This is a genomic window from Pseudomonas sp. Cab53 (assembly GCF_018325965.1).
GTDB lineage: Bacteria > Pseudomonadota > Gammaproteobacteria > Pseudomonadales > Pseudomonadaceae > Aquipseudomonas > Aquipseudomonas chlororaphis_E.
On record NZ_AP021902.1, the window covers coordinates 4,970,962 to 4,985,786 of the forward strand.

Sequence of the window (14,825 nt, forward strand, 5' to 3'; positions counted from 1 at the left end):
GGGCAGTAGCCCGCCGAGTATATGACACCGGGAAAAACTCTCAACTGACTTTACTTCGGTGCTTTTTTGCCGATTTTCGGTGAATCCGGCACACTACCTGCCGCTCAACCCCATCCACTCATGCAGAAGCCGTATGACCCGTTCCCCGTTCCGCCGTCTAGTGTTTGGCACCCTGCGCCGACTGCTGTATCTCTGGGTTCGCTCCGAGACCATCAACCAGTCGTCCTTCACCCTCAACCTCGACCGCAGCCGTCCGGTGTTCTACGTTCTGCAAGACCCTTCGCTGACCGACCTGGCGGTGCTCGACACCGAGTGCACCAAGGCCGGCCTGCCCCGCCCGGTGCTGCCGGTGTCGGTGGGCAACCTGCTGGAGCCGGCGGCGTTCTTCTACCTCACGCCCGCCCCGGACTGGCTTGGCCGCCAGGACAAGCGCGGCGCGCCACCGACCCTGACGCGGCTGGTCGACGCCCTGACCCACAACGCCGCCGAAGACGCCCAGATCATTCCGGTCAGCGTGTTCTGGGGCCAATCGCCCGACAGTGAATCCAGCCCATGGAAGCTGCTGTTCGCCGACAGTTGGGCAGTCACCGGGCGCCTGCGGCGCCTGCTGAGCATCATGATCCTGGGGCGCAAGACCCGCGTGCAGTTCTCGCCACCGATCCACCTGCGCGAACTGATCGAACACGACAAAGGCCACGAACGCACCGTGCGCATGGCCCAACGGGTGCTGCGGGTGCATTTGCGCAACCTGAAGACGGCGGTCATCGGCCCGGACATTTCCCACCGGCGCAACCTGGTCAAGGGCCTGCTGAACCAGCCGCTGGTCAAGCAGGCGATTGCCGACGAGGCCGAGCGGGAAAAGATCTCGGCGGAGAAAGCCAAGGCCCAGGCCCTGCGCTATGGCAACGAAATCGCCTCGGACTACACCTACACCGCGATCCGTTTCCTGGAAGTGGTCCTGAGCTGGTTCTGGAACAAGATCTACGACGGCATCAAGGTCAACAACATCGAAGGCGTACAGGCCATCGCCCCCGGCCACGAAGTCATCTACGTGCCCTGCCACCGCAGCCACATCGACTACCTGCTGCTGTCGTACCTGCTGTTTCGCAACGGCCTGACTCCACCGCACATCGCGGCCGGCATCAACCTCAACATGCCGGTCATCGGCGGCCTGCTGCGCCGGGGCGGGGCATTTTTCATGCGCCGTACCTTCAAGGGCAACCCGCTCTACACCGCCGTGTTCAATGAGTACCTGCACACGCTGTTCACCAAGGGCTTTCCGGTGGAGTACTTCGTCGAGGGTGGACGCTCGCGCACCGGGCGCATGCTGCAGCCCAAGACCGGCATGCTCGCCATCACCCTGCGCAGCTTCCTGCGTTCGTCGCGCACGCCCATCGTCTTCGTGCCGGTCTACATCGGCTACGAGCGGGTCCTGGAAGGTCGCACCTACCTGGGGGAACTGCGCGGGGCCAGCAAGAAGAAAGAATCGATCTTCGACATCTTCAAGGTCATCGGCGCCCTCAAGCAACGCTTCGGGCAGGTGGCGGTGAACTTCGGCGAACCGATCAAACTGGCCGACTTCCTCGACGGCGAACAGCCCGGCTGGCGGGAGCAGGAACTGGGGCCGCAGTTCAAACCGGCCTGGCTCAACCCCACCACCCACCGCCTCGGCGAGCGCGTGGCCCGGCACCTGAACGAAGCGGCGGCCATCAACCCGGTCAACCTCGTGGCCCTGGCGCTGCTGTCCACCAGCCGCCTGGCCCTGGACGACCGCGCCATGGCCCGGGTGCTCGACCTGTACCTGGCGCTGCTGCGCAAAGTCCCGTACTCGCCCCACACCACCCTGCCCGAAGGCGACGGACGGGCGCTGATCGAGCACGTGAAGGGCATGGACCTGCTCTCGGAACAGAGCGACGCCCTGGGCAAGATCCTGTACCTGGATGAACAGAACGCGGTACTGATGACTTACTACCGCAACAACGTGCTGCACATCTTTGCCTTGCCGGCGTTGCTGGCGAGCTTCTTCCAGAGCACCTCGCGCATGAGCCGCGAGCAGATCCTGCGCTACACCCGCGCGCTGTACCCGTACCTGCAATCGGAGCTGTTCATTCGCTGGTCGCTGGAGGAACTGGACGACGTGGTCGACCAGTGGCTCGAAGCGTTCGTCGAGCAAGGCCTGCTGCGTTTCGAAAAAGACCTGTACCTGCGTCCGGCCCCAAGCTCGCGGCACTTCGTGCTGCTGACCCTGCTGTCCAAAAGCATCGCCCAGACCCTGCAACGCTTCTACATGACCGTCTCACTGCTGCTCAACAGCGGCCAGAACACCGTCAGCGCCGAAGAACTGGAAGACCTTTGCACGGTCATGGCTCAGCGCCTGTCGATCCTGCATGGCCTGAACGCTCCGGAGTTCTTCGACAAGAGCCTGTTCCGCCACTTCATCCAGACCCTGCTGGACCTTGAGGTGCTGCGCCGTGACGAGGCTGGCAAGCTGAGTTACCACCCGCTGCTGGGAGAACTGGCCGAGGGCGCGGCCAAGCGGGTACTGCCGGCGGAAATTCGCCTGTCGATCCGCCAGGTGGCGCTGCATCGCAGCGAAGACGCAGCCGAGGTCGCCCTCAGTCCGGACCTTTGACAAGGCTCGGCCCACTCACCGTGAACAGGGACGTTAGCGGTGAGTCGACGGGGCAATCGACAGCGGTCTCCGACACCCTGGAGCGGCTGAGGCGACATCAAACGAAGAAAAAACCTACAGAAAACCGTGGAGCAGACTTCTAGGATGGACTCGCGTCAATAACGACGTACTGAAAAGGAATTCACCATGAACATCATCACATTGACCCTGCAATTGCCCGATGGCTATCAACTCCCGGAAGCCGGCCGCGCCGAAATCAGTGTGCGAAATGCAGCCGGTGAGCAGATCAGCGCCAGCGGTGGCCAGGGTTCCAACGTGGCATCGCAGGTGCCAGCGGCCAGGCAACCTTGGCAATATCGCTTCCTGCTCGATCCCAAGGTAACGCCTGTGGGAGAAGCGCTCTCGGTCAAGGTCCAAATGTACCTGGGCGAGACCGCTCTGTTCCTCGATGCCGAACAGACATTCACCTGGGATGGCAGCAACCAGCACGTTGACATCCCCCTGAACCTGACGCCAGGATCGCTGGCTGAAACGGTCCAGGCACCCGCGTTCGGTTCCTGAACCGTGACGCTACAAGGGCTTGCCTGGACGCCACTTCGCTGAATGTTCGTCGGCGCCCGCCGTGTCGCGGGCGTCGACGCACCAGGTGCTCCCGATGAAAAAACTCGTTTTGCTTGCCTCCATGGCTTTACTGGCCGCGTGCCAAGCCACAACCCCACCCACTCCATCCGCCGCGTCCCTGGATGGCGAAGTCTTCTACTTGCAACGTATCGCCCTGCCCCCAGCGCCACCTTGAGCGTGAGCCTGCAGGACGTCTCCCTGGCCGATGCCCCGGCGGTGGTGCTCGATGAACACAGCGGGCCGGTCAAAGGCCAGGTCCCGCTGCCGTTCCACCTCAGTTATGATCCAGCCCAGGTCAAGCCCGGTCATCGTTATGCCGTGAGCGCCCGCATCGAAGTAGACGGCCAGTTGCTGTTCATCACCACCCAACAGCACGCCGTACACCTGGATGGCAAAGACCCGCAGCCGTTGAAGATCCGCGTCAACCCTGCGCGCTGATTCCGTTTTCCACTTTTTCAAGGATGCCGTCATGCTCCGTTTCCCTCTCCGTTTCACCGGCCTTTGCGCGGGCCTGCTGATCTGCGCCAATGCCATGGCCCTGTCCTTGGGCGACCTGTCGCAAAAGGATGCCACCGGCGGTCTCAAGGACGCCCTGACCCAAGGCGCGCAGGTGGCGGTCCAGCAACTGGGCAAGCCCGGCGGTTTCAACAACAACCCCGAGGTGAAGATCGAGTTGCCGGGCAAGCTCGGCAAGGTCGCCGGCAAGATGAAGGCCTTCGGCATGGGTGACCAGGTCGATCAGCTGGAAACCAGCATGAACCAGGCCGCCGAAGCCGCCGTGGTCCAGGCCCAGCCGATCCTGGTCAATGCCGTGAAGAACATGAGCGTGAACGACGCCAAGGGCATCCTGAGCGGCGGTAACGACTCGGCCACGCAGTACCTGAACAAGAGCAGCCGCGAGCAGATCCGCGCCAAGTTCCTGCCAATCGTCAAGCAAGCCACCGACAAGGTCGGCCTGGCCCAGAAATACAACGCCTTCGCCGGCCAGGCCGCGACGCTCGGCGTACTGGATGCGAAAAGCGCCAACATCGAGAACTACGTGACCGAGCAGGCGCTGGACGGGTTGTTCGAGATGATCGCCAAGCAGGAAGCCACCATTCGCCAGAACCCGGCCGCCGCCGCGACCAGCCTGGCGAAGAAGGTGTTCGGCGCGCTTTAAGACTTAGCGCAAAACCCTGTGGCGAGGGGATTTATCCCCGTTGGGCTGCACAGCAGCCCCTAAACCAGAAAACTCGGTGTGTCAGAAAGATTGAGTTCACTGCTTTAGGGCCGCTTCGCAGCCCAACGGGGATAAATCCCCTCGCCACAGGGCCAGTGTGCACCTGTTGATCAGGCTTTCTTGACCCTGAACCACGCCGCATACAACGCCGGCAGGAACAACAGCGTCAACGCCGTCGCCACGATCAACCCGCCCATGATCGCCACGGCCATCGGGCCGAAGAACAGGCTGCGCGACAGCGGGATCATCGCCAGCACCGCCGCCAGCGCGGTCAGCACAATCGGGCGGAAGCGGCGCACGGTGGCTTCGATGATTGCCTGCCAGGGTGCGAGCCCGGCCTTGATGTCCTGCTCGATCTGGTCCACCAGGATCACCGAGTTACGCATGATCATCCCCGACAGCGCGATGGTCCCCAGCATCGCCACGAAGCCGAACGGCTGACGGAACACCAGCAGGAACAGCGTGACGCCGATCAACCCCAGGGGCGCCGTCAGGAACACCATCGCCGTGCGCGAGAAACTGCGCAGTTGCAGCATCAGCAACGTCAGCACCACCACGATGAACAGCGGCACGCCGGCATTCACCGATTTCTGGCCACGGGCCGAATCCTCCACCGTCCCGCCCACTTCCAGCAGGTAACCGTCCGGCAGTTCCGCGCGGATCGGCTCCAGGGTCGGGAAAATCTGCTGCACCAGGGTGGCCGGCTGCTCCTTGCCGTAGATGTCTGCCCGCACGGTCACGCTCGGCAGGCGATTGCGGTGCCAGATCACACCTTCTTCGAAGCCGTATTCCAGGGTGGCGATCTGCGACAACGCCACACTCTGACCGCTGTCGGTCGGCACGGCCAGGCTTGGCAGCAGCGACAGTTCGGTGCGCTCGTGCACCGTGCCCCGTAGCAGGATCTCGATCAGCTCGTTGTCTTCGCGGTACTGGCTGACACTCGACCCGGTCAGGGAACTGCGCAGGGCGCTGGACAGGTTCGCCGTGCTGACGCCCAGGGCCCGGGCGCGGTCCTGGTCGATATTGAGGTAGACCACCTTGCTCGGTTCTTCCCAATCCAGATGCACGTTGGCCACGTAGGGATTTTCCCGAACCTTGGCCGCCACTTTCCGCGCCAAGGCCCGGACTTCCTCGATGTGCTCACCCGTCACGCGAAACTGCACCGGGTAGCCCACCGGCGGCCCGTTTTCCAGGCGGGTCACCCGCGAACGCAGGGTCGGGAACTGTTCGTTCAGGGTGCTGATCAGCCAACTGCGCAGCGGTTCGCGGTCTTCGATGGTCTTGGCCAGCACCACGAACTGAGCAAAGCTGGACGCGGGCAGTTGCTGATCCAGCGGCAGGTAGAAACGCGGCGATCCGGTACCGACGTAGGCCACATAGTTGTCGATGCCGGCGTGGTCCTTGAGCAGCGCTTCAAGGCGCTTGACCTGCTCGGCGGTGTTGCTCAGGGAGGCGCCTTCCTCCAGTTTGAGGTCGACCATCAGCTCCAACCGCCCGGAGGCTGGGAAGAACTGCTGAGGCACAAAACGGAACAACACCACCGAGCCGATAAACAGCAGCACGGTCAGCGCGATGACGGTTTTGCGCCGACGCACGCACCAGCCCACCAGCCGCCGCACGCGTTGATAGAACGGCGTGCCGTAAGGGTCGAATTCACCGTCGGCGGTGCCGTGTTTGGCGGCATGAATTTTCGCCAGGTCTGGTAGGAGTCTTTCCCCCAGATACGGCACGAACACCACCGCGGCCACCCAGGACGCCAGCAATGCCAAGGTCACCACCTGGAAGATCGAGCGGGTGTATTCACCCGTGCCCGACTGCGCCGTGGCGATCGGCAGGAAGCCCGCCGCCGTGATCAGCGTACCGGTGAGCATGGGGAAGGCGGTGCTGGTCCAGGCATAACTGGCGGCCTTGATGCGGTCGAAGCCCTGCTCCATCTTGATCGCCATCATCTCCACCGCAATGATCGCGTCGTCCACCAGCAGCCCCAATGCCAGCACCAGCGCGCCAAGGGAGATCTTGTGCAGGCCGATTCCCAGGTAATACATCGCGGCGAAGGTCATCGCCAGCACCAGCGGGATCGCCAGCGCCACGACCATCCCGGTGCGCAGTCCCAGGGAGAAGAAACTCACCAGCAACACGATCGCCAGGGCCTCCACCAGCACCTGGACGAACTCGCCGACGCCCGTCTTCACCGCCGCCGGCTGGTCCGACACCTTACGCAGTTGCATGCCGGCCGGCAGGTTGTTCTGGATCCGGGCGAACTCGGCTTCCAGCGCCTTGCCCAGGACCAGGATGTCGCCACCGTCCTTCATCGCCACGGCCAGGCCGATGGCATCTTCGCCCATGAAGCGCATGCGCGGCGCCGGTGGGTCGTTGAAGCCACGACGCACGTCCGCCAGGTCGCTGATGCGAAAGGTTCGGTCGGCCACCCGGATCGGAAAGTTGCGGATCTCTTCGACCGTCTGGAAATTGCCCGACACCCGCAACTGCAAGCGCTCGCTGCCGGTCTCGAAGAAGCCTGCGGTCGATACCGCGTTCTGCTCCTCAAGGGCCTGCTGCACCGCCGCCAAGGGCAGGCCGAGGGTCGCCAGCTTGACGTTCGACAGCTCGATCCAGATTTTCTCGTCCTGCAAGCCGAGCAGCTCGACCTTGCCCACGTCCTTGACCCGTTGCAACTGGATCTGGATGCGATCGGCGTAGTCCTTGAGCACGGCGTAGTCGAAACCGTCACCGGTCAACGCGTAAATGTTGCCGAAGGTGGTGCCGAATTCGTCGTTGAAGAACGGTCCCTGGATGCCCGGCGGCAAGGTATGGCGAATGTCGCTGACTTTCTTGCGGATCTGGTACCACAGCTCGGGGATCTGCGCCGAATGCAGGGAGTCGCGCGCCATGAAGGTGACCTGGGACTCGCCCGGCCGGGAGAACGAGACGATACGCTCGTAATCGCCGGTCTCCATCAGCTTCTTCTCGATGCGTTCGGTGACCTGGCGCGAAACCTCCTCGGCCGTCGCGCCCGGCCAGAGGGTGCGAATCACCATGGCCTTGAACGTGAACGGCGGGTCTTCGCTCTGGCCCAGCTTGGTGTAGGAAAGCGCACCGACGATGGCCAGCAGGAGCATCAGGAACAGTACGATCTGGCGATTACGCAGCGCCCATTCGGAAAGATTGAAACCCATCGGGGATTACTCCTTGGCCGCCAGGTTGACCACGCGGTTGGAGCGATCCACCGGCCGCACCTGCTGGCCGTCGAGGAGCACATGGACGCCGGCCGCCACCACCCAGTCATCCGGGCTCAGGCCTTCCAGCACCGGGACGGCTTTCTCGCCGAACGCGCCGACCCGCACCGGGACCTTTTTCAGGGTGTTGTTGGCGTTGACCACCCAGACGTAGGTCGCGCCGTTCTCGGCCGTCAGGGCCGACAAAGGCACCGCCAGCGACACCTTGTCGGCCGTCTGGATGAACACCCGGGCACTTTGGCCCAACTCGGCCGGAACGCTGCCGGCGGTGAACGCCACGCGAGCGGCGAAGGTACGGGACCTGGGGTCGGCGGCCGGCGACAATTCGCGAATGCGGCCACTGAAACGCTGGTCAGGCTGGCTCCACAACTCGACCGAAACCGGCTGGCCGACCTTGAAGCGACCAAAACCCTGTTCCGGCAAGCTGATCAGCACTTCACGCTCACCGTCGGTGGCCAGGGTGAAGACCGTCTGTCCGGCCGAAACCACTTGCCCGACTTCCACCGCACGCCTGGCAACGACGCCGTCCTGGGGTGCCCGTAACACCGAATAGCTGGCCTGGTTGTTGGCCACGTCGAACTCAGCCTTGATCTGCTTGAGCCGCGCGGCGCCGGAGCGATAGAGGTTTTCGGCATTGTCGTACTGGGAGCGGCTGACCATCTGCCGCTCCATCAGCGTCTTGTAGCGGTCACGCTCGGCACGCACCAGGTTCAGGTTCGCCTCGGCGGCGGCCACCTGGGCCCGGGTCGCTTCCAGTTGCAGACGTACGTCCTCGGGGTCGAGCTCGGCCAGGGGCTGGTTGGCCTTGACCCGCTGCCCCTCTTCGACCAGCCGTCGGCTCACCTTGCCGCCAATGCGAAAGGCCAGGTCGGGCTCGAAACGCGCTCGCACCTCACCAGGATAGCTTTCCATGGCCTGGGCCGAAGGCTCTGGCTTGACCACCATGGCCGGGCGCACGGCGACGGGCGCCGGCTCGTCATGACCACACGCAGACAATAAAAAAGCCAGGCAGACTGGCATGGCGAGGGGCAAGGCAGAGCGGAACATGGCGGCTGACCTTTCGCGAATGGTGCTTGGAATAATTATACTGGCCAGTATGTTATTAATAGCAAACTCACCAGTCCAGTATTAAAGCGGAAAAATGTCGAACAATCTTGCATCTCCCAGCGGCCCCGGCCGTCCCAAGGACCTGGCCAAGCGCCAGGCCATTCTCGACGCCGCGAAACGCCTGTTCGTGAACATGGGCTACGCCAATACCAGCATGGACACCGTGGCCACCGAGGCCGGGGTTTCCAAGCTGACGGTCTACAGCCACTTCAACGACAAGGAAACGCTGTTCTCCGCCGCGGTGATCGCCAAGTGCGAAGAGCAAGTGCCGCCGCTGTTCTTCGAATGGCCCGAAGGCGTGGCGATCGAGGAAGTATTGCTGAACATAGCCCGCGGCTTTCACCAACTGGTCAGCAGTGAGGAATCGGTGAACCTGCACCGAGTGATCATGGCGCTGGGCAGCCAGGACCCGAAGCTCTCGACGATTTTCTTCGAGGCCGGTCCGCAGCGGATGTTGTCAGGGATGGAACGCCTGTTGAGCAAGGTCAACCAGAGCGGCGCCTTGAGCATCGATAAACCGCGCAACGCGGCGGAACACTTCTTTTGCCTGATCAAGGGCGCGGCGAATTTCCGGCTGCTGTATGGCTGCGGCGCGCCGTTGGAGCCAGAAGCCGCCGAGGCCCATGTGCGGGAGGTGGTGGGGTTGTTTGTGCGGGCTTATCGGCCTTAGATCATCCGGCAGAGCTTCGCTGGCGGGGCGGGCCTCTTCGCGGGCAAGCCCGCTCCCACAATGGATCGTGGGTGTGCTCGAAATCCACATCCGCCGCTGGCCCCTGTGGGAGCGGGCTTGCCCGCGAAGACGTCGGAACATTCAGCATCTGCACCCACTGACCCACCGCCATCGCGAGCAAGCCCGCGATGGGCCCGACGCGGTTTCAGGCCTTGAGCGCTTTCTTGGGGTAGATATCGTACCGACTGGACTTGCCATCGAGCCCATGGCTCGGCTTCGGCCCCTCGATGCACGGCGCCTTGCGCGGGCGCTTGACCACCACCCGGTGGGTTGCCAGGGCCAAGGCCGCGGCCAGCAGCGCCGGCGCGTCCGGATCGTCGCCGACCAAGGGCCGGAACAGACGCATTTCCTTCTTCACCAGGGCGGTTTTTTCCCGATGAGGGAACATCGGGTCCAGGTAGATCACCTGGGGCGGCTCGCCTTCCCAGTTGCGCATCACCTCGATGGAGTTGCCCTTGAGCAGGCGCATCCGCGCGACGATCGGCGCCACGTCGAAATCCTCCGCCCCACGGGCCAGGCCATCCTCAAGCAAGGCGCCGATCAGCGGCTGGCGCTCGATCAGGCTCATTTCACAACCCAGGCTCGCCAGCACGAACGCATCCTTGCCCAACCCGGCCGTGGCATCCAGCACCCTTGGACGCACGCCCTGGGCAATACCGACCGCCTTGGCGATCATCTGGCCGCTGCCGCCGCCGTACAACCGGCGATGGGCCGCACCACCCTCGACGAAGTCGACACGCACCGGGCCCGGCGCGTCCGGGCCCAGTTGCTGCAATTGCAGCCCTTGCTCGCCGACCTGCAAGGCGAACTCGCCGTCGTCCACCTGCCGGGGCAGGTCGAGGCGCTCGGCCCATGCTTGCGCTTGCGACTCGAAGGCCGGGGCCAAGGCCTCGACGTGGATGCGGCAGGCCGCGGGTTGCTCAATCATGAAAACACGCTCAAAAAATTAAGGATCGGCAAAAACCGCCGATAACAACAGTGAACGGCATTTTGCCAGAGCTGAGCGTCGACCGAGAAAAATGTCAGACATTCAATCCACATCGATAGGCGTGATCTCCCCGTACGGGGATTACCGCCTGCGCAACACCCAAGCACTGAGCGGCGTCAGTCACCTGTGGCAGGATTTCTTTGCCCAGGCCCTGGCCGATCAACTGGGTGATGCCGCGCCGGCGCCGGGCAGCTACCAGCCCGTCGCCCTCGATGAGGCCGTTGAACCGACCCTCGGCGCCGAACTGCTGGACCACATCGTCAGCCAGCGCACCTGTGACGTGAAAGACACCCCGATCGCACCGCCGGAGCCGCTGTTCCTGCCGATCGCCGAATTCGAGCTCGACCTGCTGGACAAGCCATTCCCGCCGTTCCCGGAAGACGAAATCGTCGCCCAGCAAAAGCAGCAGGATTTCGAGAGCCACTGGGTTCGCCCGCTCGTCCTTACCGCCGGCCAACCGCTGCCAGAACCGGGCCCGGCACCGCAACCACGGCCCTTGCACCTGCCGATTGCCGAGTTGGAACTCGACTTGCTGGACAAGCCGTTCCCGCCGTTCCCGGAAGACGAAATCGTGGCCCAGCAGAAAGCATTGGACTTCGACACGCGCTGGGCTCGCCCTATCGTGCTGCAGAACCTGCGCATCGCCGCCTGATCAGCGACAGATCCACCAGGGCCCCACATCCAGATGGAAATGGTTGCGGTGCGCCGCGTTGTAGTCCGGGCTCAGGACCACACTGAACATGTCGCAGGCACCGTCGCGCACCTGTCGCAGGAACTGCGCATCGGCGTTGTTCCGGGGCCAGTCCTTGAGCACGCTGACCGCGCGGCCATCGGCCAGGCGAAACCCGGCAATGTCCAGGGCGCTGGCCGTGGCATGCTGGCTGCGTGCGCCACTTTCACGGCCGTACATGTTCCGGCAGGCGAAACTGCCGAGGTGGTCGACCCGCGTTACCTTCTGTCCATAGACCGCCGCCGACGCCGGCTGCAACGCATGACGCTCGAACAGCGCGAAAGCCACCGCCAACGGGCAACTGGCGAGAAAACTGCTGCTCAACCCAACCTCGCCGCCCTGCACCCGCAACACATTGGTCAGCGGGCAATCGGCATTGTCAGGGCTGTCGGCCTGCCGAGCGACCCGCAGCCCCGACGTGGCGAGGGCCTGGTCGCACAGTTGCGGGTCGTTGCGCAGGGCCATGAGCTTGTAGCGGGTCAGCAGGTTCGGCGCCAGGTTGACGTCCAGCGGCGCCCAGGGATTCCACTGGGGAGGCAGCGACAGCCAACCGCGCCACACCCCCACCCCGGCCACACCGGCGATCAATCCCAGCCACAGGAAACCTTTCAGGACCCGCACGACATTGCCTCGGCCATCAACCCTTGAACAATTCGTTGGCCTGCTTGAACGGCATCGAGCGCCGAGTGAAGGTGAACGTGCCCTGCTGCTGGATTTCCTCGGCGGCGCGGAAGAACTCGCCATACGCGGCCAGGGCCAGGGCCGAACCGACGCTGATGCGCTTGACGCCCATCTCGCTCACCTGCGCGACGGTCAGGTCCAGCGCCCCGGACATCAACACATTCACGGGTTTCGGCGCCACGGCCCGGACCACCGCGAGCACTTGCTCGGCCGTATTGAGCCCAGGGGCGTAGAGCACATCGGCACCGGCGTCGGCGAACGCCCTCAGGCGCCGAATCGTGTCATCCAGGTCAGGATTGCCATGCAGGAAGTTTTCCGCCCTGGCCGTGAGCAGGAAGGGATACGGCAAGCTGGCCACCGCTTCGGCGGCCGCCTTGACCCGTGCCACGGCCTGTTCGAAACAATAGATCGGGCTGTCTTCACGCCCCGTGGCATCTTCGATCGATCCCCCCACCGCCCCGGCCTCCGCGGCCCGAAGCAGGTTTTGAGCGCAGGCTTGGGGATCATCGGCAAACCCATTCTCCAGGTCGACCGCCACCGGCAAGTCGGTGGCGGCGACGATGGCCCGCACGTTGGCCAGCGTGGCTTCCAGCCCCAGGCCTCCGTCCGGCCGCGCCAGGGAAAACGCGTGACCGGCACTGGTGGTCGCCAAGGCTTCAAAGCCGAGGGTGGCGAGCATCTTGGCGGAACCGGCATCCCACGGGTTGGGAATGACGAAAGCCCCTTCGCGTGCGTGCAAGGCCTTGAACGCCTGGGCTCGACGGGTTTGCGCATCCATGTAGTTCGCTCCTGAGCAGAAAGGGGTAGGCCTCAGAGCAAACCCAGTTGCTCGGCGGCGGGCTCTCTGTATAGCTCAGGCAGGGCCGGCAAGCCAGGCAATCGACGCATCAATCGCTGGTGAAAGTGCTGCGCGAGTTTGGCCGCCAGCAGGTTATCGGCGGTGTGCAGGAAGACATACGGCGTGCGCCCCTCTTCGATCCAGCCGGCGACTTTCTCCACCCAAGGCGTCAGGAACGGTTCGTTGGCTTCCAGTACCGGATGACCGATGAAGCGCACTTGTGGGCATTGGGTAAAGGCTGTTGGCCGAGGCGGCACCCGAGGCTTTTTCGATTGCGCGTGGAGCACCGAAGGTTCGGTGGAGGTGCAACTGAACAGGGCCCGCGGATCGAGGCAGATGCGCTCGACACCACGGTCGAGCAGCAGGCGATTGAGCTGTCGCTCGGCGTCACCCTTGGCAAAGAACTCATCGTGGCGCACTTCCACGGCCAGTGGCCGCTCGAAGGCGTCGATGAACGCCGCCAGTTCGCCGAGCCGATGCGGGGTGAAGGCCTTGGACAACTGCAACCAGAACGGCGAAACCCGCTCACCCAAGGGGCTGAGCAACTGCACGAAGGTTTCGGTGGCTGCTAACTGCTCACGCAAATCACCATTGTGGCTGATGTCACCGGGCAACTTGGCGGTAAAACGAAAGTGTTCGGGCATGGCATCGGCCCAACGCTGCACGATGGCGGCAGACGGGCTGGCGTAGAACGTCGTATTGCCTTCCACGGCATTGAACACTTGGCAGTAGAGGCTGAGGAAATCGGCGCTTTTGGCGTCTTGCGGATAGAGGTAATCACGCCAGGCGTTTTCGCTCCAGGAGGGGCAGCCCAGGTAGTAAGGCAAGCCCATCAGATGTAGAGGTCGAGGCCCAGCACTTCCATATCCCAATCGACGAAACCGGCGGTGCTCAGGTAGCTGGCCAGGGCCGTGGCGACGCTGCGCTTCATGGCGCGGTGATACAGCATGTCTTGCTGGCGGGCGGGAAGGTTGCTCAGGCGCTGCGCGGCGGATTTGGCGGCGCGGGCAGCCAGTTGTTCTTCGGACGGGGAGTCCAGTTCGCCATCGATATCATCGAGCGACTCAGGCTCGACAGCCTTGCCTGCACGCGGCTTGCGCTTGATGGGATAGGACTGTGAGGAAACGCCGTCTATACGCATGACAGAATGCTCGGTATCAATGATGGCAATTTAGCGGCACTTTCGTAGCCGCGCAAATGCGCAAGTGATAACTAGAACACATAAAGCCAAAAAGGTTTAAAAACCGCTGAAAAAAGTGACGACTGGCAATAAAGGGTGTGACTTTTGAGTAGGGAAATGACTTTCGACCTCTACGCCTGTGGCGAGGGAGAGGATCTAGCGCTCTGCCTTCGGTACCGCCACCTTGTCGCGCAGATACACCGGCTGGGCGTCGTCCGCCGGGACGGCTTCGCCCCGGGCCCAGGCGAAGCGTGCCAGGGTCAGCAGGTCTTCGGCGTGAGGCAACATGGCCGCGTCCTGGCCGCAGAGCTTGACGGCGATCCGCTCGCCGTAGCCCCAACCGGTCCCGGCTCCGAACCACTCGCCAGCGGCTTCGCTTGGTAAAGCCGCGACCTGCGGCGGCAACACGGCTTCTGCACCCACCAGGCGCATCTCGCCGTCGGTTTCGCGGTAGCAGCCCCAGTACACTTCGTCCATGCGGGCGTCGATGGCGGCAGCGACCTGCCGTGCACCGTGCTCGCGCAACGCACGCTGGGCCAGCACCGCCAGATTGGACACCGGCAACACCGGACGCTCCAGCGCGAACGCCAGCCCCTGGACCACGCCGATGGCGATGCGCACGCCGGTGAATGCCCCGGGCCCACGCCCGAAGGCAATGGCGTCCACCGCTTGCAAGGTGGTCCCGGCGTCGCTGAGCAACTGCTGGATCATCGGCAACAGCTTCTGGGCATGCAGGCGCGGAATCACCTCGTAATGGCTCGTGACCTTGCCGTCGTGCAGCAAGGCAACGGAGCAAGCTTCAGTCGCGGTGTCCAGGGCCAGCAAGGTGCTCATCGATGTGTCCGAATCAGGTGGGGGAAAAA

The 14,825-nt window shown here is 63.6% G+C and carries 13 protein-coding genes and 1 pseudogene; 6 read left to right on the forward strand and 8 right to left on the reverse strand.

Going from position 1 to position 14,825, the window contains the following annotated elements:
- Positions 1-133 precede the first annotated feature (133 nt).
- From plsB to KI241_RS21730, 4 genes and pseudogenes are all read left to right on the forward strand, one after another.
- Positions 134-2,632: a glycerol-3-phosphate 1-O-acyltransferase PlsB gene (gene plsB / locus KI241_RS21715; protein WP_042731557.1), complete on the forward strand. Its 2,499-nt coding sequence runs from the start codon at positions 134-136 to the stop codon at positions 2,630-2,632.
- Between the two features lie 186 nt (positions 2,633-2,818).
- Positions 2,819-3,193, forward strand: coding sequence for a hypothetical protein (locus KI241_RS21720; RefSeq protein ID WP_042731558.1), 375 nt, complete (start codon positions 2,819-2,821; stop codon positions 3,191-3,193).
- Positions 3,194-3,287: 94 nt separating this feature from the next.
- A pseudogene (locus KI241_RS21725) lies at positions 3,288-3,691 on the forward strand (YbaY family lipoprotein).
- Between the two features lie 31 nt (positions 3,692-3,722).
- Entirely contained in the window at positions 3,723-4,412 is a 690-nt protein-coding gene (locus KI241_RS21730) for a DUF4197 domain-containing protein (protein WP_042731560.1), read from the forward strand.
- 170 nt (positions 4,413-4,582) lie between these two features.
- Here the strand turns inward: KI241_RS21730 and KI241_RS21735 are convergent, their stop codons facing one another.
- Both KI241_RS21735 and KI241_RS21740 read right to left on the reverse strand, forming a co-directional pair.
- Positions 4,583-7,648, reverse strand: a complete 3,066-nt coding sequence (locus tag KI241_RS21735) for an efflux RND transporter permease subunit (protein ID WP_042732283.1) — start codon at positions 7,646-7,648, stop codon at positions 4,583-4,585.
- Between the two features lie 6 nt (positions 7,649-7,654).
- Entirely contained in the window at positions 7,655-8,755 is a 1,101-nt protein-coding gene (locus KI241_RS21740) for an efflux RND transporter periplasmic adaptor subunit (protein ID WP_042732284.1), read from the reverse strand.
- A gap of 94 nt (positions 8,756-8,849) precedes the next feature.
- On the opposite strand from KI241_RS21740, the gene KI241_RS21745 reads away from it, so the two are divergent.
- Complete coding sequence (locus KI241_RS21745; RefSeq protein ID WP_042732285.1) at positions 8,850-9,485, forward strand: TetR/AcrR family transcriptional regulator; 636 nt, start codon at positions 8,850-8,852, stop codon at positions 9,483-9,485.
- A 205-nt stretch (positions 9,486-9,690) separates the two neighbouring features.
- On the opposite strand, the gene KI241_RS21750 is transcribed toward KI241_RS21745, so the two are convergent.
- Positions 9,691-10,470 carry a class I SAM-dependent methyltransferase gene (locus KI241_RS21750; RefSeq protein WP_185057709.1) on the reverse strand — a complete coding sequence of 260 codons (780 nt, stop codon included), beginning with the start codon at positions 10,468-10,470 and terminating at the stop codon, positions 9,691-9,693.
- Positions 10,471-10,564: 94 nt separating this feature from the next.
- On the opposite strand from KI241_RS21750, the gene KI241_RS21755 reads away from it, so the two are divergent.
- Positions 10,565-11,185 (forward strand): hypothetical protein, encoded by a 621-nt coding sequence (locus tag KI241_RS21755; RefSeq protein WP_053147845.1) that lies wholly within the window; start codon positions 10,565-10,567, stop codon positions 11,183-11,185.
- On the opposite strand, the gene KI241_RS21760 is transcribed toward KI241_RS21755, so the two are convergent.
- From KI241_RS21760 to tsaB, 5 genes are all read right to left on the reverse strand, one after another.
- Positions 11,186-11,884: an extensin family protein gene (locus KI241_RS21760; RefSeq protein ID WP_212802982.1), complete on the reverse strand. Its 699-nt coding sequence runs from the start codon at positions 11,882-11,884 to the stop codon at positions 11,186-11,188.
- Positions 11,885-11,900: 16 nt separating this feature from the next.
- On the reverse strand, positions 11,901-12,722 hold the full coding sequence (locus KI241_RS21765; protein ID WP_212802983.1) for an isocitrate lyase/phosphoenolpyruvate mutase family protein: 822 nt from the start codon (positions 12,720-12,722) through the stop codon (positions 11,901-11,903).
- Between the two features lie 32 nt (positions 12,723-12,754).
- A complete protein-coding gene (locus tag KI241_RS21770; protein ID WP_042731028.1) occupies positions 12,755-13,615 on the reverse strand; it encodes a DUF72 domain-containing protein in 861 nt (286 codons plus the stop codon).
- The gene (locus KI241_RS21775; protein ID WP_042731029.1) at positions 13,615-13,923 is read right to left on the reverse strand and encodes a hypothetical protein; all 309 of its coding nucleotides are present in this window, start codon (positions 13,921-13,923) and stop codon (positions 13,615-13,617) included. The genes KI241_RS21770 and KI241_RS21775 overlap by 1 nt, the downstream gene beginning before the upstream one ends.
- A gap of 195 nt (positions 13,924-14,118) precedes the next feature.
- Positions 14,119-14,796: a tRNA (adenosine(37)-N6)-threonylcarbamoyltransferase complex dimerization subunit type 1 TsaB gene (tsaB, locus tag KI241_RS21780; RefSeq protein WP_212802984.1), complete on the reverse strand. Its 678-nt coding sequence runs from the start codon at positions 14,794-14,796 to the stop codon at positions 14,119-14,121.
- Positions 14,797-14,825: the final 29 nt, after the last annotated feature.

Bases quoted from the DNA above. Each gene is read 5' to 3' on its own strand.
- plsB (WP_042731557.1), top strand. From the start codon at position 134: ATGACCCGTTCCCCGTTCCGCCGTCTAGTGTTTGGCACCCTGCGCCGA.
- KI241_RS21720 (WP_042731558.1), top strand. From the start codon at position 2,819: ATGAACATCATCACATTGACCCTGCAATTGCCCGATGGCTATCAACTC.
- KI241_RS21730 (WP_042731560.1), top strand. From the start codon at position 3,723: ATGCTCCGTTTCCCTCTCCGTTTCACCGGCCTTTGCGCGGGCCTGCTG.
- KI241_RS21735 (WP_042732283.1), bottom strand. From the start codon at position 7,648: ATGGGTTTCAATCTTTCCGAATGGGCGCTGCGTAATCGCCAGATCGTA.
- KI241_RS21740 (WP_042732284.1), bottom strand. From the start codon at position 8,755: ATGTTCCGCTCTGCCTTGCCCCTCGCCATGCCAGTCTGCCTGGCTTTT.
- KI241_RS21745 (WP_042732285.1), top strand. From the start codon at position 8,850: ATGTCGAACAATCTTGCATCTCCCAGCGGCCCCGGCCGTCCCAAGGAC.
- KI241_RS21755 (WP_053147845.1), top strand. From the start codon at position 10,565: ATGTCAGACATTCAATCCACATCGATAGGCGTGATCTCCCCGTACGGG.
- KI241_RS21765 (WP_212802983.1), bottom strand. From the start codon at position 12,722: ATGGATGCGCAAACCCGTCGAGCCCAGGCGTTCAAGGCCTTGCACGCA.
- KI241_RS21770 (WP_042731028.1), bottom strand. From the start codon at position 13,615: ATGGGCTTGCCTTACTACCTGGGCTGCCCCTCCTGGAGCGAAAACGCC.
- KI241_RS21775 (WP_042731029.1), bottom strand. From the start codon at position 13,923: ATGCGTATAGACGGCGTTTCCTCACAGTCCTATCCCATCAAGCGCAAG.
- tsaB (WP_212802984.1), bottom strand. From the start codon at position 14,796: ATGAGCACCTTGCTGGCCCTGGACACCGCGACTGAAGCTTGCTCCGTT.